Consider the following 20,284-nt stretch of genomic DNA (forward strand, 5'->3'; position numbering starts at 1 on the left):
CGCGGTCAAGCCCTTGCCATTCGCTAGTAGTTAACATCTAATAACGATCATAAATCGCTAAGGATGGTGACCTTCCTACAGAGGACTTTCACCTCATTAGTTCATGCCCATGCTGGGCGTACACAAGTACAGCCAGCAGGACAAACATTCCGCTGGCGCTACATGTTTGCCTCTGCTGTAAACGTTGATGCTGTAGAAAAATCTACCAACTTCCATCCGATTCGGGATTTCTGAGCGTCCGCTTTTTACCAATCGCAGACACAATAAATTCAAAAGCGGTAAGCATATAGGTTTACGCCTAATATACGTGACCTAACGAAATCCTTAGCTTAACCCCCTTCGACATAACGCAGTAAATCTTTCGGTTCGCACTCAAAATAAACGCATAGTGCATTTATGGTATCCGTGTTGGTGTTATAGCCGGGAACATTAGCAACACGGGTCAATGTAGCTCTACTTATACCAGTGACCTCAGATACCTCTCCGACCGTTATCCGCCTTTTCTCGCGAAACGATTTTTCGTCTAGAAGCTGTTTAAACAATATCCGAATCACGTTAAAGCCAACCCTTACCACACCCAATAATGCACCCAGTGTACCAAATTAATCATAAATGAGCATTTTAACGCTTGACTGATTCTTTTTAGCGCAATATGATTCACTTAAGCGCCTATTGAATCATACATGAGCCAAGGAGAAGTGCATGACTACGACATACCTTACAACCGAAGAACTATCTGAACGTATCAAATATGACGTACGCACCATTCGGCAACAACTCAACGACAGCGTGTTACTCGAGGGCAAGCATTACATCAAGCCTTTCGGTCGACGCAAAATCCTATACCTGTGGGAAGCAGTTGAAGAAGAGATGCTTAGCGGACGCCATATAGGTGAAATGGATATCCCTATGGCTAACGGAGCAGTGTGTCATGGGTAATATTAGGGCTCGAAAGGAAAACGGGAAATTACTGCTGGACTTCCACTTTCACGGAGTTCGCTTCAGAGAACAAACCGCACTTCCCGACAACCAGCAAAACCGCAAGAAGGTGCAAGCACTTCTCGACAAAGTAGAAGCCCGAATAAAGCTTGGGGAGTTCAACTATTCTGAGTTTTTCCCCGGCAGCAAAAACATTCAGAAATTCCTAGAGGTAGATCCTAACCACGCAAATACGAGTCAAACACAGCTTGTACGGACACAAAACACGGATGCCCCCTCGAAGAGTTCAACGAAAGCACCGCTATTTGAAATCTTCGCACGCCAATGGCAAACCGAAAAGAAGATAGAATGGCGTGCGTCCCATGCCCGCAATATTGAATCGGTGCTTTCAAATTCACTGATCAAGTTTTTCGGCAAGCGCGTGTTATCCGATATTAGCAAAGCAGAGATTCTTGAGTTCCGCTCTAAACTGGCATCAAAGCCCGGCCGTGGCGGTAAAGAGCAGATTGCAGCCAAGACCATCAATACTCATATGGCGCTATTGAAGGCCATTTTGGAAGAGGCCTCAGATCGCTATTCCTTTGAGAACCCCTACAAGAACATCAAGCCACTCAAACTCCAGCGTAGTCACGTTGAGCCATTTTCCTTAATCGAGGTTAACCGCATCATCGAATCCGTTCGCGAGGATTACCGCAATTATTATTCGGTGCGCTTTTACTCGGGCATGCGTACCGGCGAAATCGATGGGCTTCGCTGGGAGTTCGTCGATTTTAAGCGCGGACTGATCGCTATCAGAGAAACATTGGTTCAAGGCAAGACCGAATACACCAAAACTGACGGCAGCCAGCGGGATATACCTATGCTAGGGCCGGTTAAAGCTGCACTAGAGGCTCAATATCAAGCAACCGGCAAACTCAGTCCTTATGTTTTCTGCAATACCGAAGGCAAGCCTCTAGACCACAACAATATTACTAAGCGTGTCTGGTATCCCCTACTCCGCCATCTAGGCCTGAAGATGCGACGGCCTTATCAAACCCGTCATACCGCTGCCACACTATTACTGGCTTCCGGTGAAAACCCGGAGTGGGTAGCAAGGTTTCTCGGCCACGCCAGCACCGAAATGCTATTCAAAGTGTACTCACGGTATATACCCAACCTGACAAGACAGGACGGTTCCGCATTTGAGCAAATGCTTGGCGTACAGGATGAACGGCACGCAGCCCAATAACACAGTAGGGATAAGGGGAAATATTCATGACCAATGCAACGAACGATACAAACTTTATCGCTATGCTCACCCTAGGTGATATGCGCTTACTCAACATCAAAGTACCAGTACATCTTGCAGATGATCCCGATGACGCTGTACTAGGGCTTCCACGCAGTGCCGCACTTATCCTCGCCGAACGCATACTGAACATATGGGAAGTGCCTCAGGGAGACATAGCGGCATTTCTGGCTAACATCGCTGATGAAGCACTAAGCAATGTTCTCGTTATCCATCAGCTACTGCAGGTGCTATTTCCCAGAAACGAGCCAAGTAAGTATGTACACACAAACAATAAGAACTACGACGGCCGGACAACGTGGCAAGCAATTCAAAACGGCGAATCGCTGAAGGTCCGCAAATACCTAGAACATAAATCGCTTGGCGGCGGCTGGTAGCCCCGAATGGCTATGCCCTGCTCCAAATTGAATATCGATTAACGACAACACCAATTTATACGGAACAAGGATGATGGCGCTATATGCCAACAGGAGACACTATGAACACATTAACCAAAGAAACTGCCCGCTCACTAGCAAAGGTAATCAACAGCCGTCTTTCGACCTGTTACAACGATGATTTAGTCGCTATTCTCGGTACTGGCCACGAATCGAATAATGAACAAGCCGTACAATCATGGCTAATGTCTCGCTTCACCCACATCGAAGTCGGGCGTGCTGACATGCTATTGGAATACGCGTCCGAGGTACTGACTCAACACCTCGATGACATACGGCTAGAAGTGGCCATTGGCGTAAGAACCGAGTTACCACTACAGCCAAGCTTTATTCCCGAAAAGGTCCTTACTGAGCGTGAGCTACACTGCATTGCACGGTCGATCTACCTGTTGGTTTTGGGACAAGGATCAAGAACCTACTTAGATTCACTGATTGAACTGGCACTCGAAGGCGAAGGCAATACTATTGAAAAGATTGTTATGTGGGTTTCGTCTCAAACACAGGTCTACACTTACTTCCCCACCGAACTGACACTGCCCTTAGCACAAGGCTTGATGCACAAGCTGAAGCAGGCTAACGAATCATATTGAACTAAAGCAGCAAAAAGCATGAACTTACACAATCGAATTGCCACACAGTGGTTCGACAGTGAACCCTAAATAAACCAAATCGTATACGTGTTGCCAGGTAAAGCTTAGGTCCACCTATTGCTATGTATATTTTTTATATATCATTTTTTCTTAAAATCGATCTGTATATTCTAGTCCACATCAGGTTGAATGATCGCTTAGCAGAATAACGTCATAAATAAAATTTAATGAGCTTGTTAAAGATACTAGAATGGATATACTCATCTCTGAAATTCAATTAGGTTTTTAATTTTATTATGAAAATCTCTTCAATCCGCGCCAAGACGCCCCTTCTGGCCTTCCTCATTTAACCGGATGTAACGTTCAGTTACATCCGGGAAAAATACTACAGACCTGTGTGTTTAATTTTTCTGGCGTGCGCCGGAAATCAGCGCATCTCTATGGGTGGAGTATTGTGGATACAAAAAAATGTATTGATGTTCGCCAATTCATATCATGGCTTAAAGAAGACTACGAAAAATTAGTGAGTTTTCGTCCGATTACGCTTCGACCAGTTGAGTTAGCAAGTTTACTTGAGAAATTGCAGGGCATATACGATGTGCCAACAAGGATCTTCACTGACTGCACTGTATTAGTCGGATCAAAAGTTGGCCTAATGAATATGCAGGATTTTTCTGAGGCCTCGTTTCTCGTGACACTACCTCAGGATAGTGACCCGGCACAAGGAAAGATCAGTGTTATGTCGCCATTGGGCTCGGCTTTGATTGGACTACGGCGTGGGGAAATTATCAATTTGTTTTTGGGTAATACCAAAAGTCCATTTTGTATTATTTCCGTAAACCAAAACCCATAATTTGGAAAAAAGGAGGGCTCTTGCCTTGAAGACTTCAATTTGCCACCACGCGTGCGATGAGACAATCCTACGTAACAATCAACGAAAGGTGGCATCGTTGAGTTAATTTATTAACCGATAATATATAGGTGATAAAATGAGCAAAGACAAACTAAAGGTTTCAGATAAAAAAACTCCTTTAAAAAGCTTAAAAGAAAAGCGTCGTGATAAGCAGGCGAAAAGAAATAAAAAAGGTTCATCTATCCTTTTATCCTAAATCGAAGAAATTGGGCGTCATATTTGACGCCCTTTTTTTATTTCTGCCCTAAAGTCAGGTAATTTTACAAATCCAACATTGTCAGTGTTCGAGCCGCGTACTTTTCAAGAGACAGCACCTGTCTAGCGAGCCTTGGCAAGGCCACTTTCTCAGAAATTAATAGCCAAGCATGGCAATTGAATCATTGTTTATACCTTAGATTGAATGGATCTATATTCCGTATAATCTCCAACTGGGCCTCACGTGGTCTCGGTGTTACTTTCAATTCGTCAGAAGTAACAAGGTCAAAGCCGGTGCTATCCCTAACCTGCTCCAGCGAAACACCTTCATGTAAACTGCACACGCGGATTTTTTTACCTTCTCCACCAAAGTCCATAACACACAGATCGGTAACAATTTGCCTTAGATCGATATCTTTAAAAGTATAACCCCGCGGCAAGCGATCGGGGTTATACCCTATGCTGCAGACATAATCACACTCCCCATCAACAAAAACCCGGCGATTATGGGATTGGATAAAATAAGTACTTGCGTGACAAATAGAGTTACCGGGGAACCCTCGAACACCCAGCATCTGCACTTCAGGCGCGCTATAGTCGGGGCCGATTATTGAAACGTTAGCCTGACCAAAACGATCAATTTGAACAGGACTACACGTGATATGTCGATTTCCACTCCAGACATTGTCAAAAATCCTAGACAATCCCATCCAATTTTCATTCGCTTGTAGGCATGTCCCACGAGGCCCAACTGGATTAGGTTCAGCCAACATCCAGCACTCTGAGTCAGTCATCATCATGTCTGGATTTGAGCTTTTCATCGCAAGGCTTGCCGCAATTCGAGGTAACAATCCGATCGGAGTAACCAGAACTTCGCCATCAGCAGCGTAACCATTCGCATTTGCACAAATCATGATATCAACAAGCATTTCTTTCATACTGAGGCTACTCATGACAGTTCGCAACCCTGTGACGATACATTGCGCACTACACACTCCACGAGCGCTACAAACATGTATTCCTCAAGCGCATTTCGGGGATCAAAATAGCCATGATAAGTTTCACTAAATTCGCTCAACACATCTTCCATGCAGCAATCGCTACCCCCACTATTAATTGACTCCAAGCTTTCGATCAACCCAACCGCATTATTCCAGAATCGCAAGTTATGCATAGAGCAACCCCTTCTCAGCACGCCATATCCCTACAACTTCAAGCTTATTAGATCGATTTTTTAGTAACGGCCACTCAATCACTGCACCATCGGAAGTTCCTATTAGCAGAATACCTACCGGTGACAGAATGGATATACGCATTTTGGTAACATTTGCCTCCCATGGCATTACAAGAGTTACCATGCGCTTACTACCAGTGTTAACGTCTCTGACGTAAATATGACTATAAAGCGCTGCAATATTTCCTGGCATTAAAGTGTCAGGATAAACCTCTGCCGTACGGATTTTTATTTTTAGATCGGCAGCGGCCTCCGATCGACTGACGTTAACAAGCAGTGACAACTTTTCGTAATCTGATTCAGATATAATAATTTCATTTCGAGAAGACATAACTACGCCTCACTGAATAAAAATCAATGGCAATAGAAACATAAGCCCCAATGCGCTATACGCCGAGCTATTCGCTTATTTAGTAGATTATTTTCGGGCGATTAAGACAGTACTGCTCTTAACCGCCGATAGTGAGGAAGGCGCTAACAGGATGAAATTCTCGCACGCTAAAATACAGCTGCTGAATTGTATTGGATGATTTTCTCATGGAATGAGAATACTACTTTCTATAACTTTGGCAAGTTAATTTTCATTATTAGACACAAACGATATTTAATAACTCAACATCCCCAATTAACGCATACAATCGAGAATTTATTTTATACCTATTATCGAAATTATATTACCAACGTCAACAATATTAATCTGCACCCACAACAGCTAACCCCACGCATCAGTAATGAATATCTTCTGAAGTTACTCCGAAGTTCTATTATGAATAATTCATTATTTTTCCCGAACATAACGAGAAGCTACATCCGGCTAAATGAGGAAGGCTAACGGCCACGCCATATAGATATAATAACCACGAATCATGATTACACCGAAAATGCTTTTCGAACCCTAACCATCGAATCTATCTCTTTCGAAATATATAGCCAGCTCATTACATCACTATGCCACTACAAAGAGCCTAACTTTTTATCAGCCACAAAAAACACTACCCAGCATACAACTACGATGAATTGCTATATAACACCCAGAGCAGACATGGCACGTGCTACTTTAAGAAAACCCGCAATATTCGCACCAGCAACATAATCCCCTTCGGCACCAAATTCACCTGCTGTCTCATAGCATGATGCATGTATGTCTACCATAATGTCTTCGAGACGCTTTTGGGTGTATTCCGAAGACCAGGAATCACGGCTCGCATTCTGCTGCATCTCTAACGCCGATGTAGCTACACCTCCGGCGTTAGCCGCTTTACCTGGAGCGAAACAAATCCCCGCTAACTGGAATAGCTGAACCCCCTCCGGGGTGGTCGGCATATTTGCACCTTCCGCAACTACCCTACATCCGTTTTCAACTAAGACCTTCGCGTCTCGCCCTGTCAGCTCATTCTGCGTGGCACAAGGTAGCGCAATATCACAAGGTATAGCCCATATCGAAGACCCCGGAACATAACGCGCCGATTTATGCGACTCTACATAACTACTAATACGCCGCCGCTCAACCTCCTTAATACGCTTTATCGTTTCTAGATTGAGTCCGCGCTCATCATGTATGAAGCCCGCTGAATCCGAACAAGCCACGACCGTCGCGCCCAACTCCTGCGCCTTCTCTATTGCGTAAATTGCAACATTGCCAGATCCAGAAACAACTACCTTTTTGCCAGCCAGCGAATCACTCTTAGATTTGAGCATCTCGTGGGTAAATAACACGACGCCATATCCGGTAGCCTCTTTCCTTGCCCGACTACCTCCCCAATCAAGCCCCTTCCCCGTAATCACGCCGGACTCATAGCGGTTGGTGATTCGCTTATACTGCCCAAACAAATAACCAATCTCGCGACTGCCCACCCCGATATCACCTGCGGGCACATCTGTGTACTCGCCAATATGGCGATATAGCTCGAGCATTAAGCTTTGACAAAAGCTCTCAATCTCACTGTCCGACCGGCCCTTTGGATCAAAATCACTACCACCCTTTCCTCCGCCTATCGGCAATCCAGTTAGCGCATTTTTGAATGTTTGCTCGAAACCCAGGAACTTTATAATTCCCAAGTAAACCGAAGGATGAAAACGCATTCCTCCTTTGTATGGACCTAATGCACTGTTAAACTCAACTCGAAAAGCGCGGTTTATTTGAATCTCACCTCGATCATCACGCCATGGGACACGAAAAATAATCTGTCGCTCAGGTTCACAGATACGCTGAATGATTTTCTTATCGACAAATTCAGGATATTTCCCTAGCACAGGTCCTAATGTTTCGAGCACTTCATGCACAGCTTGATGAAACTCCGCTTCTCCGGGATTTCGGTAAAGCACTTCCTGGTAAATAGCCTGCAGCTTTTCATCTAACTGTGATTTCATTTAACAATTCCCTTTACTATGATCAGATATAGAATGCTTTTAGGCTACCTTGCGTAAAGGCACCTCTTAAGATCACGAACGCCAACTAACGACGGACACAGAATATCTGTCCATATTGGCAACGCCCATTACCTCACCTCTTCATCAGGATGAATGACGTTATTAACTTTAAGCTCCGTGACCCGAGCCCCAGGCATAACCCAATTTATTGTCTTACCCTTTTTCAAACCAATAAGCGCCGCACCTAAGGGCGAAAGTACAGATACTTTCATTTCCTTAACATTCGCTTCGCTCGGAAGAACAATAGTTATTCTTCCTTCTTCTTTTGTCGTCAGGTCAACAAACTCAACAATAGAGCCAATACATACAGCGTCTTTTGGATACACCTCATCGTTGTAAACGAGGGCCCTTGCCATTTCATTCTCAAGACTATCCCTCACGTCGAGCGATGAACTCATTATTAGCTGAACGATACGCTTGTAATCACTTCTTTTTACGACGATGTCATCGGTATTTTCGAGAATCATAAATCTCACCTGCAGCAAAATACCCCCATGAGCACGTTAACCCACGGCGGCATAAAGATTATGTTGTGAAAATTAATTAGGCGCTTAAGACGTTTTCTTAAGCGCCGACAACATGTCGGGCACAAGTGACTGCAGGCTTTTTCGCCTGAAATAGGAAGGAAGTTTGGAAAGTATAACTATTCATAATACGGACAGTATCGCACCGCAATATTTTTTGTCAAGTTACCTTATCAGCCAGAAAAGTTCTGTTATTTATTTTTTTAAAACTTACACAGATATAAAAATAAAACGTGAGCAACACTCTCTCATAATTGACATCGATCACGTTTTATTACGCCACAATTTTTATAACTATGTTCAGTACACTTGTTAGTATTTAACTTGAAAGAGTACATACGCAAAAGCAGAACAATATCGTTCCGAGAATTCTGAGGCACGAATCAGCTTATAGACGGCAAACTGACTCCGCATTGGGCAACCACTAAATTACTCTTCCTGAGAACTCATCCCACCGAAAAGCGTCAACACCCGCAGCATCAAAGGCCGACTATCATAATCAGGGTTAACTACAAGCATTAATGCCGCCTCAGAAAAACAGCCAATCAACATCCGCTGCAGAAGCACGACATCCTTCTCTGACAATGGCTTGGCCAAGCTACCGCTCTCGTATAAAAGCGATAATTGGTCTTGAAATATTCTAGATACCGCCTGAACAACGCTGGTATTTTCCCAGCGCTCACGCCCCAAGATAATAGGCGCATCGCGCAACACTATTCGAACAAAATTTGGACGCTGAGTCATTTCGATCAGCATATCCCAAATTTCTATGAGATCTATCTTCCCGGTGCTAAACGAAAATTCCTCGATCTGCTTCGTGAACTCAAGCTCCATCGCCTCAGTAACCGCCAAGAACAACGACTGCTTATTCCCAAAATAATGATATATAGGCGTAATAGTAAGCCCTAGATCATCAGCGATATCTTTGAGAGAAGTATCCGCGAAGCCTTTTTCGCCAAAAATGCGGCAGGCACTTTCCAACACCATAGCTTGAGTAGCCTCTCGGCGCTCAGCCTGAGTTTGCCGTTTTGGCTTAGTGGCCACGGCCCTAGCACCGCTTCTTTTCGGACTTGAGACGTCTTTTCTCAAGATAGCTCCCACTTTAAATTGACCAGCATGAAGTATACAGAGCGGCCCTTTTACATTCCATATAATTAACTTATATAATATGACTATATAACATACATTTTTAATATTAGGCGACACTGCCAAGCCGCCGGTTAACAATAATTAAGAGGCCTTATGCCAGCCCAAAGAACCAAAGCCCTCAGCAGCTTAAGTCTGAACAAACTTAAGCTGAAGAACAGACTAATCAAAGCCGGTACCTTTGAAAACATGAGCCCTAATGGCATTCCTAGCCAAGGCCTGATCGATTTCCACAAGCGATTCGCCGATGGCGGTGTCGCAATGACAACCATAGGTTACTGCGCGGTCGAAAACGCCGGCCGCCTGAATGCCAATATGCTTACAATGCATGAAGACTTTCACAGCGAAATAGCTCAGCTCGTCCAAGGAATTAAAAGACACGACTGCAAAGTATCGGGCCAAATGGGGCATTGCGGCGCATTTTCTAAAAATCACACATTGAAAGGCCGCCCTAAAGGCGCCAGCGGTGGTTTGAATTTGCTGGGATTTACGGAAGGCATGTGGTTTTGCGATGCGATGTCGTTAAGGGACATCGACAGCATGGTAGATGCATATAGAGACGCCGCGAAATTCATGATATCAGTGGGCTTTGATGCACTCGAAATTCACTTCGGCCATGGCTATGGCCTATGCCAGTTTCTCAGCCCCCTCACCAATCATCGTAAAGACAATTATGGTGGCAACTTAGAAAACCACCTTCGGCTCCCACTTCGGGTTCTCGCCGCTGTGAGAGCCGAAGTCGGCGACGACTTCCCTATCCTCGCCAAGATAACGATGTCTGAGGGCCGCAGGGGCGGCCTTCACTACGACGACTCACTGGAAATATGTAAGGCACTTGATGCAGCAGGCATTGACGCCATTATCCCCAGTAACGGGACCAGCACAATGAACCCCATGCTGATGTTTCGTGGCGACAGCATTCTACCCGCATTACTTCGCTATGAACGGAATAGAGTAATGCGGCTCATATTGAGATTAATGGGTAAAAAAATGTTTCCCAGCCTACCCTTCTACGAAATGTATCTTTTAGAGCAGGCCAAACGGATTCGCGACGCCGTAGGATGCAAGCTTGTCTATATTGGCGGCGCCACTAGCGGCGAGAACTTTACACAAATATTGAATGCCGGCTTCGATTTCATCCAATTAGGTCGCACACTTTTGGCCGACCCAGACCTCCCCCAGAAGCTTGCTATGGAGCCACGTTTCAAAAGCCGCTGCACGCACTGCAATCAGTGCGTAGGTACAATTGAAAGCCCTCAAGGTATCCACTGCCCCCAATTTATGGACGCCACCGCACTATGAACATCCTTATTACCGGCGCCTTTGGCAATCTCGGGCTGATGTGCATTGAAGAAGCGTTGAAGCAGGGCCATAAACTGCGTTGCTTTGATTTAGACAACGCCAAGAATCGAAGAATGAAACGGCGGTACCAAAATTGCTGCCAAGTCATATTAGGTGATATTTGCGACGCTACGGCCCACCCAGAACTATTAGAGGGTATCGACGCAGTCATCCATAACGCATCACTGCTTCCGCCACTTTCAGAAAACCAACCCGAACTAGCAGAGACCATTAATGTCACTGCAACCCGGAGCCTAATAGAAAGCATGGAAACATGCTCGACATCACCACGCTTTATTTTTCCTTCGTCAGTGACCGTGTTCGGAAAATCACTGCCTGGAGAGGCTATTAAAAGTCTATCGGACACCGTTGCAGCGAGCGACAATTACACGCGCCACAAACTAACGATCGAAAAGGCATTACAACACTCAAGTATATCGTGGGTTATTTTGCGGGTAGGCGTTTCTGTAGACGCGCGTACGCTAAAAGCCGATCGCGCCACACTTCACGAATTACTCAACGTTCACCCGGAGTCACCACTAGAATTTGTTCATCCCAAGGACGTTGCACTAGCCATGTGCAATGCTGCACGCTCACCAGAAGCAGATCGCAAAATATTGCTAATCGGGGGCGGGAAGCACTGCCAAATCGATCATTATCGTTTTATAAAAACGGCTTTCAGTGCGCTTTCTCTAAAGCTTCCATACAACGCAATGGCCGAAGGGCTTTACTACACCCACTGGATGGATTCCAAGGAAGCGCAGCATCTACTGCAATTTCAGCATCACACATTTGAAGATTACGAGAAAGAAATGGCCGCCCGCATGCGCCCGCTACGCATTGGACTTAAACCTTTACGCCCACTTTTAAATCGCCTACTGCCCTACGCATTGGCAAAAATATAATAACTCGCAACAATAGGATTGGTGCAATATGAATCACAACAAGCTACTGGCACTGTCGCTAGCACTTTCTGCTAGTACAATTCCCGGCTATGCGCAGGACAACCGCAGCAGCGAAGAGTCTACGTCGAGACGCCAAATTGAAGAAGTTATCGTCACAGCACGTAAACGTTCCGAAAACATTCAAGAAACTCCTGTAGCGGTTACTGCCTTCAGCGGTGACTCGCTTCGTGAACAAGGGATTATGAGCACACAGGAACTAAGCAAGTCAGTACCCAGCTTGCAAATAAACGACAGCACTTCACCACAAATTTTCATTCGTGGTATCGGCCAGCGTGCACATATGGCACGATTTGACCCTTCTGTCAGTGTTTATATCGATGGCATTTTTATTCCTCGTCCAGATGGCCAACTGCTGGATACAATCGATATCGAAAGCGTCCAAGTGCTGCGCGGCCCCCAAGGCACGCTTTTTGGTAAGAACAATACTGGCGGAGCACTGGTTTTTAACTTAACCAAACCTGGTGACACGTTCGGGGGTTTCGTTGAAGGACTAATGGGCAATTACGATGAACAAAGTGTGCGCGCGGCAGTTGACCTTCCGATAGCCGATAAGCTCCTCAGCCGAGTTTCACTTAGCAGTCGTCGTCGTGATGGGTTTCTAAACAATATCGGTTCAGATAATAACCAAAGTATCGATCGTTTGTCGGCAATTGGTCAGCTACGGTGGGATGCCGCTGATAATATTACACTCGACGGCCTCGCCTTCTATGGTAAAGTTCGCGAAAAATACCCTTCTTATCATTGTGAACTTATCAACGAGGACGCGCTCTTTGTTAACGGCCTAGGGATACTGTGGTCAGGCGATACCGACCCGAATAACCCAAGTGCTTATCGAGATAATTGCGCCGCAAACAATCGTAATAATTTACCAGACCTAACTACCAACCAGGGCGACAGCTTCCGCGCTGTTAAAGCCCAGGACATCCTCCTTTTAGGGGGCACTCTAGACTGGGAAATTAACGAAAACAATACACTGAAAACGATTATCGGTTATCGTGATGCCATAAAGTTCGGTCCCCAGACAGCAGCTGATGATGGCGGTCCCCAACCTTTCCTCAGAGCACTCGTACTTGACGACAGCCTTCAAGAATCACTAACCCTTGAATTTCAACTAAATGGAACTGCCTTCGATGGCAGCCTTGACTATACGGCTGGTTTTTTCTGGCAGGACGAGTACAAATCCGAGCGATTCCTTACCAGCAATCCACTTGTCGGCGCGAAGGCAACGAACTTAGCCGGTTTGGCCGCGGGTCAAGCAGGCCTCGATCTATCCGGAATAACCAACCTTCTAAATTCCCTAAATTTACCCGACGCAACACCCTTGATCGGAGGATTACTGCCGCTTTCAACCCTTCAAGACTTCGATATTAACGGCCAAACCTATGCGGCATTCACACAGGCTACGTGGCATATTACAGATAACATCGAATGGACCCTTGGCGGTCGTTACACAGAGGAAATTCGCAAGTCAGACTTAATAACTCGCTCCGCAGATTTACCAGAAACACTTAGCATTCTAAGCAGCGTTAATCCTCGCTTTATACCTGTTGTACCTGATATGGGCGTTGCATACTACGCTGGCTTATGGAGCGAAGATCCGATCCAAATAGCTAATGACATCCTAAACAATTATTTCCCTGGCGAAATCAAAGCCCCCTTAGGTGCTCCAACCTACGACAGTAAAGACAGTACGTTCCGCCAATTCACGCCAATGACCTCAGCTGCATGGATTCTTCCAGAACAATGGTTCGACGATGGCATCCTCTCTTCAGCCATGGTTTATGGCACATGGAGCTTTGGTTTTAAATCGGGTTTCCATGAGCCCAGCGGTGTAGACGGCTTGACTGAGGTAGCGCCTGAAGAGCTGGAGAACAGAGAGATCGGCATAAAAATTGACGCACTCGAACGTTCATTGCGCATGAATATCGCACTGTACTCGATGGCCTTTACCAATATGCAGTTAATTACCGTTAACGTGGATTCAGCGAATTCACTCGTAGTGACCTCACAAAATGCCGGCGAATCTACGATAGACGGCGGCGAACTAGAGGTACTCTGGCTACCCAGTGAAAACATGATGCTTAGCTTCACATATAGTAACAACAATTATAAATACGATGAGTTTATGGACAATGAACTAGCAGCTCTCGCGTTGCGAGGCGAGTTTGTTCCTGTAGACCGGTCCAAGGAAGACTTTGCAGTATCCCCTGAAACGTCAGCATCAATAGGCGCGCAATATACATTCGTCACGGACTTTGGATTATTCACGCCCCGCGTGGACGTAAGTTATAAAAGTGAAGTCTATATGGGCTTAGACGCCGGCTCATGGGAGGTCGCTAAAAGTAACCCCGATTTGATATATGCGTCGGCATACAGCTTGATCGATGCGCGATTAAGCTGGAATGACCCCATGAGTGATCTGCGTATATCTGCTTTCGTTAAAAACCTAGCCGACAAACGTTATGACATTGGCGCTGTAGGTACCGCTGAATCTCTTGGCACATTCACTCGCGCTTTAGGGGATCCACGCACCTTTGGTATTGAACTACGAAAGGAGTTTTAAAATCGCTACTTTACAAAGTCATTTCAACGGCAAATCTGCACTCATTACCGGCGCCTGCGGAGGCCTTGGCTCAGCCTTAGCGAAAGGGCTCGCCTCCGTCGGATGCCATTTGGCACTTGTCGATATAAACGAAGAGAAGCTCAAAGCCATTGCCCTTGAACTGCAGCCTTACCCTGTTGAGGTAAGCACTCATACTTGTAATATAGGTGACATTGCAGCGGTTAAAACACTAGAAGGTGAAGTGTCCGTAAAGCATGCCAAACTGGACCTCCTCATCAATAATGCTGGAATTACTCTGCAAAGAAGCGCTGCGAATCACAGCGAGGCAGATTGGCAGCGCGTCTTTAATGTTAATTGGTGGGGCACGGTTAATTGTTGCAGCGTGTTCCTACCATTGCTCAGGAATTCAACCAGCGGGCAGATCATTAACTTATCCAGCATGGCCGCCTATTACGGTTTACCAAGTCAAGCGTCATACAGCTCAAGTAAAGCGGCAGTACTTGCCTACAGCGAGGCAATTCGAGCGGAACTTGCCCCAGACGGCATTAGCGTAACGACTATCCATCCCGGCGCGATAAATACAGATATGATGACTGCAACCCTGCAGGAGTCCGACAATATGGAACAAGCGCAGAAAAATTACGCGCTTGCTAAACGCTGGGGCGTAGAGGCCGATGTTGTTGCTAATAAAATTTTACATGCTGCGCGAAAAAAACGAAATCAGTTAAGAATCGGCATAGATGCCCATATCTTGTATTACACTGCTCTTGTAATGCCAAACTTACTAGGATCATTACTGGCCAAATTCTTTGAAAAATCCAAATAATGCAAGACAAAGTAATTCTGTGGCGATTTTTCCAATCGTGGACACTCGTTTACAGTTACCATCAATGATCCCTCTCACCACAAGAGATCAAATAATGATTACATTGTGCCCCATCAAACCAGAATTCCGCCAAGGTATTGCTATGTCAGCATAGTCAGCAGCCAAGCAGTGGTAAGAAAGATATTCTCGTCTATCTCATTAATGCTATGAAGACACTGAAACCTCGAACTTAATTCCACTTTTGTCAACGTCAATCGATTCCTTGCATATAACAGTAATCGCCGACAAGATACAGCCCCACTCGCACAGCTACCCATAAGCTAATCCGATCGGCCTAATTGATACATCAGCGCGGCGCAGTAATACTCAGGGGTATTCCTCGCTAGTATCACGCGATTCAATTTAGTAGAAATTTAAAAAATAATACTACTTCTTTTTTTTAAAAATTTTGAAAATTAATTTTCTGCGGTTATAAAAAATACTACAATAAAATTATCGCAAGCAATCTAGAAAAGGCAAAACTCGAAAACCGGCACTCATAGCACTAGTCCGAGCGGTTTGAGATTGAAGTGATGATTTTTTACAGACACCTATCGTATAAGAAAATATATTAACTGCATTACGAGGCAACCAGTAAACTATTTTCACTGACTCATCGGCTCATCGGATAATCACTATAACCCTCTGGCCCAGGCGAATACAGTAACCGCGGGTTGAATTCAGCGAGCGGACGATTTCCAGCAAAACGCAAGGGTAAATCGGGATTCGCGATAAACGCGCGGCCAAATGATACTGCGGAGATTTGGGGATCTACCAGCGCTGCTTCCGCGGTTTCTTGGCTATAGCTGTCATTCACAATGAGAGGACCACTAAAATGCGCTTTAGCTAAAGCAATATTATCTTGTATTTTGGGCATTCGAATAACATGCAAATACGCCAAGCCTATTGTCTCGATGGCGTCAAGTAATGCAGCAAATGTCGCGCAGTGATCATTGTCATGGAGATCATTGAATGGATTACCAGGGCAAATTCGCATACCCACACGCCCAGCCCCGCCTACCACAGTCATCGCTGTTATTAGCTCAATGACGAAGCGTAAACGATTCTCTAATGAGCCGCCGTATTGGTCATCACGGTGATTAGTGCCGGTACTCAGGAACTGCGCCGGTAGGTAACCACTAGTGCAGTGCAATTCAACACCATCAAAACCAGCGGCAAAAGCCATCTTTGTCGCCGCTACGTAATCAGCAATGGTTTGTTCAATATCGCCTAGGCTCATCGCCACCGGCTTCACAAAATCTTGCATTCCCGCATCAGTATAAATTTTGCCCTGAGCGGCAATCGCTGAGGGGCCAACGGTTCTTACCCCTGCCGCCTTGTTATCTCTATGAGCCACCCTGCCACAGTGCATTAACTGCAGTACTATTTTGCCACCACGCCCATGTACTGCATCACAGATCTCTCCCCACGCAGCTTGCTGTGCCTGCGTATACAGACCCGGCGTGCGGCAATAGCCTTTGCCTTCCGCGCTAGGATGGCAGCCCTCCGTAATAATAAGACCCGCACCAGCGCGCTGCGCGTAATAGTCCTTCATTATCTGGCTCGGCATATCACTCTGTGAATCAGCGCGGGAGCGGGTCATCGGCGCCATAACGACACGATTTGCCAACTCTATTCTGCCGAGTTTTACAGGACTTAGTAATTGCATTATCTCACCCTAATTTTAGGCGCGGGGCTGCCGCGACGCATGCGTGTTAAAAACTCGTCGATCGGTGCCGGCTCGGCAACCTCAGGCGTGTCTGCGGGGCTGTTCTGCCAGAATTCTTTCCAGCTTGGAAATAGCTCGTGAAATGCGCCATAGTATGGCTCTCTACCGGGCCAGCGCATTTTCATATCGCCAATCGGCGGCTTATTTAGATCAGTGGCGTACCAGTAGCAGGGTAAACGTCGTCGAAAAAACCAACGCCCGTCAATACGTTGATAATCATCCCAGTACAGCATTTGCATGATCACCCACTCGCCACCGCACTCGTGCTCATTTTTAGAGTACAGCACGCCAATGGCATTATCCGGATCTTTAAATTCGATAATATGATTGCCAGTGTGGTGGGAGGTTCCAGTAAACTGATGACGCAGGGTGTCGTCCACCCAGGATTTTAGATGACTGCGACCACTGTGCTCTCGACTCACACGAATATCTTCCGCAAATAAATTCACGTGGGCATCGAGATCACGCATATCCAATGACAAGGAATACTTGGCTACCAGTTGACGGATTTCGTCCAAGGATTCCAGTCGATCAATACGCTGCTCTAAAGAAGTACTCATCGTTAATCTCCCCAAGCTGCGGCACCGGTATTGAGTTCAGCCATACGGCCACCGTCTACCGGCAAAACTGAGCCAGTAATGTATGAGGCTTCATCGCTGGCCAGAAATAGAATCGCATTTGCGCATTCGCGAGGGTCACCAATACGTTGCAAGGGAATCGTTTTACCTGTGGCTTTTTGACTATCTTTATCAGGGTTTACCGACTCCAGCGCCGGCGTTAGAAATGCCCCCGGCACTACAGCATTGCAACGAATTTTTGGAGCCCATTCTATTGAAGCATTGCGGGTCAGTGAGATCATTGCGGCTTTGGCTGCGCTATAACCGGCGGTCCCCATGGAGCCCGCAAGACCACATACAGAAGACACGTTAACAACCGCCCCGCCATTAGCGCGTAGCTGCTTAAATGATTCTCGCATTAAGAACATAGCGCCATCGAGGGACACTTGAAAGTTCTGATGCCACGCCTTAGTTTTGTGATTAGCTAACATTCCAGGCACCATCAGTACTGCATTGTTGACAATAATATCGATTTTGCCGAAATGGGCGACCGTATCCTCAACTAACTTTTTAACCGCCGTCTCATCACTGATATCCACCGACAACGGTAGGCAATCACCGCCAGCATCTTGAATAATTTTGGTAACAGCTTGCAGAGGCTCGATACGACGACTACAGATCACCACCTTTGCGCCTTCTTCCGCAAAGCGAATGGCGGTTGCCGCTCCAATGCCCTGACCGCCCCCAGTAATAATAGCCACTTTGTCCTCTAGCCTGTTCGTCATAACTGCTCCTAGTACTTTATTTGCGAGATTCATTTGAAATCACGTTACATTCATTACGGCCGCGTTGAAAATAGCAGCGACCCCCAATCCAAACTTGATCGACTTTGAAGTTCAGTAAATTTTCATCATTAGCCAAAGGGTTGCGATCTAACAGCACCATGTCAGCTAACTTGCCCACTTCTAGTGAGCCGATGTCCTGCTCCTTAAAACTTTGCCAAGCGGCATCAATGGTCACCGCGCGCAGCGCTTGCATGGTGTTAATTCGCTGCTCGGTGCCAAGCAATTCGCCACTGCGGGTTTTCCGCGTAACACTGCTCCACAGTAATCTAGCCATGTCCATTGGTACTACCGGGGAGTCAAGATGTACCGTGAAGCGTAGATCCGCTGCCACCGCCTCAGCCAGCGGACTAATCCGCTCACCGCGCTCAGGGCCGAGGAATTGATCGCGATGGCGATTACCCCAAAAATAGGTGTGCGCGCTGAAAAAGCTAGGAGTAATTCCACTTTTTTTCATGCGAACAATTTGATCCGTCCGCGCCATTTGGCCATGAACTAAAACCGGTCTAGCATCAGCGCGAGGGCAAGCTTGCTGAGCATATTCAATTGCCGTTAACACCATGTCGATTGCTGCATCGCCGTTACCATGCAGCGCCAACTGGTAATTTTTGCAATGCAGGGCTTTGACCTGAGCGCTCAACTCATTTTGCTTATAGCGAGAGAAGCCACGGTAAGCTGCATCGCTAGTGCCTGCTTGCTGTTGGTAATAGGGCTCGGATAAATACGCGGTGTACCCCTGAATACTGCCGTCGACAATGATCTTTATTGCCGACGCAGAGAACTTATCCGACTGAAAATCATCGAGCCTCAGTATCCCGTTATTTAGCAACGATTCCACTTTATCTGCCAATGGCCAGGCGAGGACTCGCTGAGGTATACGCTGAAACTTAGACAGCCAATACAAGCCATTGAGCAAACGGGAATCCACGCCGCCGCTTTGCAGCGTAGTCACTCCTGCTGCAAGATATTGATCCCGTGCTGCGTCCACCATGCTGAGAAAATCAAGGCTAGAGAAATCCATCGCTTGCGCGGCCACTAGATCAGTCGCATGCTCTAACAGTAGCCCGCTGGGCTGTGCGGTGCTGCCTTCGCGGACAATTACCCCGCCTTCAGGGTCGGTGGTCTCAGCGCTAACTCCAGCGCGGCGCAGGCCTGCGCTATTCACAACTGCCAAATGACCCGAGCTGTGCATCAGGTAAATAGGCCGGGTCGCCGATACCGCATCAAGATCGTGACGATCCGGGTGGCGTTTTTCTCGTAAGAGAGAATCATCGTAGCCAAAGCCAAACAACCAATCCGCGTCATTGCCGGTTTTTACTGCCTCCGCCAAATGCTGTTGAATATCGCTAATGCTGCGAATGGCACCCAAGGGCGGGCTACTTAAATCTGTGCCCACCGCGCTGAGGCCCGTACCAGGAAAGTGCCCATGGGCGTCAATAAACCCTGGCAGTAGCGTTTTCCGGTTAAGATCGTATACAACGGTACCAGGCTGTCGCAGGGCCAGAATTTCATCATCGCTGCCCAGCGCTTCAACACGCTCACCACGCACTGCCATCGCTGGCACTATGCGATTGGTATTATCCATGGTTAAAATCTGGCCGCGGATGAACAACTGTAAAGGAGGCAAGGCTGGCGTAACGCCACGCAAATAGTAATAGCCAACAAACACCACGACTACTGGTAACAACAGGGTGAATATAAGTAAGCGCACGGCAACTTTTTTCAT

20 protein-coding genes are annotated in these 20,284 nt (G+C 46.5%); 9 read left to right on the forward strand and 11 right to left on the reverse strand.

The window, feature by feature from the left end; all coding sequences use genetic code 11:
- Positions 1-329: 329 nt before the first annotated feature.
- The gene (locus O9X78_RS20945) at positions 330-575 is read right to left on the reverse strand and encodes a helix-turn-helix domain-containing protein (RefSeq protein WP_350339241.1); all 246 of its coding nucleotides are present in this window, start codon (positions 573-575) and stop codon (positions 330-332) included.
- 127 nt (positions 576-702) lie between these two features.
- Here O9X78_RS20945 and O9X78_RS17640 point away from each other — a divergent pair, with 127 nt between their 5' ends.
- The 5 genes from O9X78_RS17640 (at position 703) to O9X78_RS17660 (ending at position 4,107) form a co-directional block, all read left to right on the forward strand.
- Positions 703-939, forward strand: a complete 237-nt coding sequence (locus tag O9X78_RS17640; RefSeq protein ID WP_269621029.1) for a hypothetical protein — start codon at positions 703-705, stop codon at positions 937-939.
- On the forward strand, positions 932-2,167 hold the full coding sequence (locus O9X78_RS17645; protein WP_269621030.1) for a tyrosine-type recombinase/integrase: 1,236 nt from the start codon (positions 932-934) through the stop codon (positions 2,165-2,167). The genes O9X78_RS17640 and O9X78_RS17645 overlap by 8 nt, the downstream gene beginning before the upstream one ends.
- Before the next feature lie 26 nt (positions 2,168-2,193).
- Positions 2,194-2,604, forward strand: a complete 411-nt coding sequence (locus tag O9X78_RS17650) for a hypothetical protein (protein WP_269621032.1) — start codon at positions 2,194-2,196, stop codon at positions 2,602-2,604.
- Positions 2,605-2,705: 101 nt separating this feature from the next.
- Entirely contained in the window at positions 2,706-3,254 is a 549-nt protein-coding gene (locus O9X78_RS17655; RefSeq protein ID WP_269621033.1) for a C2 domain-containing protein, read from the forward strand.
- A 454-nt stretch (positions 3,255-3,708) separates the two neighbouring features.
- Positions 3,709-4,107 (forward strand): GreA/GreB family elongation factor, encoded by a 399-nt coding sequence (locus tag O9X78_RS17660; RefSeq protein WP_269621034.1) that lies wholly within the window; start codon positions 3,709-3,711, stop codon positions 4,105-4,107.
- Between the two features lie 437 nt (positions 4,108-4,544).
- Here the strand turns inward: O9X78_RS17660 and O9X78_RS17665 are convergent, their stop codons facing one another.
- The 6 genes from O9X78_RS17665 to O9X78_RS17690 form a co-directional block, all read right to left on the reverse strand.
- Positions 4,545-5,300: a CoA-transferase subunit beta gene (locus O9X78_RS17665; RefSeq protein ID WP_269621035.1), complete on the reverse strand. Its 756-nt coding sequence runs from the start codon at positions 5,298-5,300 to the stop codon at positions 4,545-4,547.
- Between the two features lie 11 nt (positions 5,301-5,311).
- Entirely contained in the window at positions 5,312-5,536 is a 225-nt protein-coding gene (locus O9X78_RS17670; RefSeq protein ID WP_269621036.1) for a hypothetical protein, read from the reverse strand.
- The gene (locus tag O9X78_RS17675) at positions 5,529-5,927 is read right to left on the reverse strand and encodes a GreA/GreB family elongation factor (RefSeq protein ID WP_269621037.1); all 399 of its coding nucleotides are present in this window, start codon (positions 5,925-5,927) and stop codon (positions 5,529-5,531) included. The genes O9X78_RS17670 and O9X78_RS17675 overlap by 8 nt, the downstream gene beginning before the upstream one ends.
- Before the next feature lie 689 nt (positions 5,928-6,616).
- Positions 6,617-7,966: an NADP-specific glutamate dehydrogenase gene (gdhA, locus tag O9X78_RS17680; protein WP_269621038.1), complete on the reverse strand. Its 1,350-nt coding sequence runs from the start codon at positions 7,964-7,966 to the stop codon at positions 6,617-6,619.
- 128 nt (positions 7,967-8,094) lie between these two features.
- On the reverse strand, positions 8,095-8,493 hold the full coding sequence (locus O9X78_RS17685; RefSeq protein WP_269621039.1) for a GreA/GreB family elongation factor: 399 nt from the start codon (positions 8,491-8,493) through the stop codon (positions 8,095-8,097).
- Positions 8,494-8,979: 486 nt separating this feature from the next.
- Positions 8,980-9,594, reverse strand: coding sequence for a TetR/AcrR family transcriptional regulator (locus O9X78_RS17690; RefSeq protein ID WP_269621040.1), 615 nt, complete (start codon positions 9,592-9,594; stop codon positions 8,980-8,982).
- Between the two features lie 198 nt (positions 9,595-9,792).
- On the opposite strand from O9X78_RS17690, the gene O9X78_RS17695 reads away from it, so the two are divergent.
- From O9X78_RS17695 to O9X78_RS17710, 4 genes are read left to right on the forward strand one after another with little or no spacing between them, the layout of a single operon-like run.
- Positions 9,793-10,998, forward strand: coding sequence for an NADH:flavin oxidoreductase (locus tag O9X78_RS17695; protein ID WP_269621041.1), 1,206 nt, complete (start codon positions 9,793-9,795; stop codon positions 10,996-10,998).
- Complete coding sequence (locus O9X78_RS17700) at positions 10,995-11,942, forward strand: NAD-dependent epimerase/dehydratase family protein (protein ID WP_269621042.1); 948 nt, start codon at positions 10,995-10,997, stop codon at positions 11,940-11,942. The genes O9X78_RS17695 and O9X78_RS17700 overlap by 4 nt, the downstream gene beginning before the upstream one ends.
- Positions 11,943-11,970: 28 nt before the next feature.
- Positions 11,971-14,565, forward strand: coding sequence for a TonB-dependent receptor (locus O9X78_RS17705; RefSeq protein ID WP_269621043.1), 2,595 nt, complete (start codon positions 11,971-11,973; stop codon positions 14,563-14,565).
- Complete coding sequence (locus O9X78_RS17710; protein WP_269621044.1) at positions 14,543-15,391, forward strand: SDR family NAD(P)-dependent oxidoreductase; 849 nt, start codon at positions 14,543-14,545, stop codon at positions 15,389-15,391. The genes O9X78_RS17705 and O9X78_RS17710 overlap by 23 nt, the downstream gene beginning before the upstream one ends.
- Positions 15,392-16,043: 652 nt before the next feature.
- Here O9X78_RS17710 and O9X78_RS17715 read toward each other — a convergent pair.
- From O9X78_RS17715 to O9X78_RS17730, 4 genes are read right to left on the reverse strand one after another with little or no spacing between them, the layout of a single operon-like run.
- Entirely contained in the window at positions 16,044-17,099 is a 1,056-nt protein-coding gene (locus O9X78_RS17715; protein WP_269621045.1) for an alkene reductase, read from the reverse strand.
- Positions 17,099-17,719, reverse strand: a complete 621-nt coding sequence (locus O9X78_RS17720) for a nuclear transport factor 2 family protein (protein ID WP_269621046.1) — start codon at positions 17,717-17,719, stop codon at positions 17,099-17,101. Before O9X78_RS17720 ends, O9X78_RS17715 begins: the two co-directional genes overlap by 1 nt.
- Positions 17,720-17,721: 2 nt before the next feature.
- Positions 17,722-18,501 (reverse strand): SDR family NAD(P)-dependent oxidoreductase, encoded by a 780-nt coding sequence (locus O9X78_RS17725; protein WP_269621047.1) that lies wholly within the window; start codon positions 18,499-18,501, stop codon positions 17,722-17,724.
- A 16-nt stretch (positions 18,502-18,517) separates the two neighbouring features.
- Positions 18,518-20,284, reverse strand: a complete 1,767-nt coding sequence (locus O9X78_RS17730) for an amidohydrolase (protein ID WP_269621048.1) — start codon at positions 20,282-20,284, stop codon at positions 18,518-18,520.

This window comes from Zhongshania aquatica (genome assembly GCF_027257955.1).
GTDB classification, from domain to species: domain Bacteria; phylum Pseudomonadota; class Gammaproteobacteria; order Pseudomonadales; family Spongiibacteraceae; genus Spongiibacter; species Spongiibacter aquatica.

Coding starts and splice junctions, on each gene's coding strand:
- gdhA (WP_269621038.1), bottom strand. CDS start 7,966: ATGAAATCACAGTTAGATGAAAAGCTGCAGGCTATTTACCAGGAAGTG.
- O9X78_RS17725 (WP_269621047.1), bottom strand. CDS start 18,501: ATGACGAACAGGCTAGAGGACAAAGTGGCTATTATTACTGGGGGCGGT.
- O9X78_RS17700 (WP_269621042.1), top strand. CDS start 10,995: ATGAACATCCTTATTACCGGCGCCTTTGGCAATCTCGGGCTGATGTGC.
- O9X78_RS17665 (WP_269621035.1), bottom strand. CDS start 5,300: ATGAAAGAAATGCTTGTTGATATCATGATTTGTGCAAATGCGAATGGT.
- O9X78_RS17655 (WP_269621033.1), top strand. CDS start 2,706: ATGAACACATTAACCAAAGAAACTGCCCGCTCACTAGCAAAGGTAATC.
- O9X78_RS17640 (WP_269621029.1), top strand. CDS start 703: ATGACTACGACATACCTTACAACCGAAGAACTATCTGAACGTATCAAA.
- O9X78_RS17650 (WP_269621032.1), top strand. CDS start 2,194: ATGACCAATGCAACGAACGATACAAACTTTATCGCTATGCTCACCCTA.
- O9X78_RS17730 (WP_269621048.1), bottom strand. CDS start 20,284: ATGAAAAAAGTTGCCGTGCGCTTACTTATATTCACCCTGTTGTTACCA.
- O9X78_RS17645 (WP_269621030.1), top strand. CDS start 932: ATGGGTAATATTAGGGCTCGAAAGGAAAACGGGAAATTACTGCTGGAC.
- O9X78_RS17675 (WP_269621037.1), bottom strand. CDS start 5,927: ATGTCTTCTCGAAATGAAATTATTATATCTGAATCAGATTACGAAAAG.
- O9X78_RS17685 (WP_269621039.1), bottom strand. CDS start 8,493: ATGATTCTCGAAAATACCGATGACATCGTCGTAAAAAGAAGTGATTAC.
- O9X78_RS17720 (WP_269621046.1), bottom strand. CDS start 17,719: ATGAGTACTTCTTTAGAGCAGCGTATTGATCGACTGGAATCCTTGGAC.
- O9X78_RS17715 (WP_269621045.1), bottom strand. CDS start 17,099: ATGCAATTACTAAGTCCTGTAAAACTCGGCAGAATAGAGTTGGCAAAT.
- O9X78_RS17670 (WP_269621036.1), bottom strand. CDS start 5,536: ATGCATAACTTGCGATTCTGGAATAATGCGGTTGGGTTGATCGAAAGC.
- O9X78_RS17705 (WP_269621043.1), top strand. CDS start 11,971: ATGAATCACAACAAGCTACTGGCACTGTCGCTAGCACTTTCTGCTAGT.
- O9X78_RS17695 (WP_269621041.1), top strand. CDS start 9,793: ATGCCAGCCCAAAGAACCAAAGCCCTCAGCAGCTTAAGTCTGAACAAA.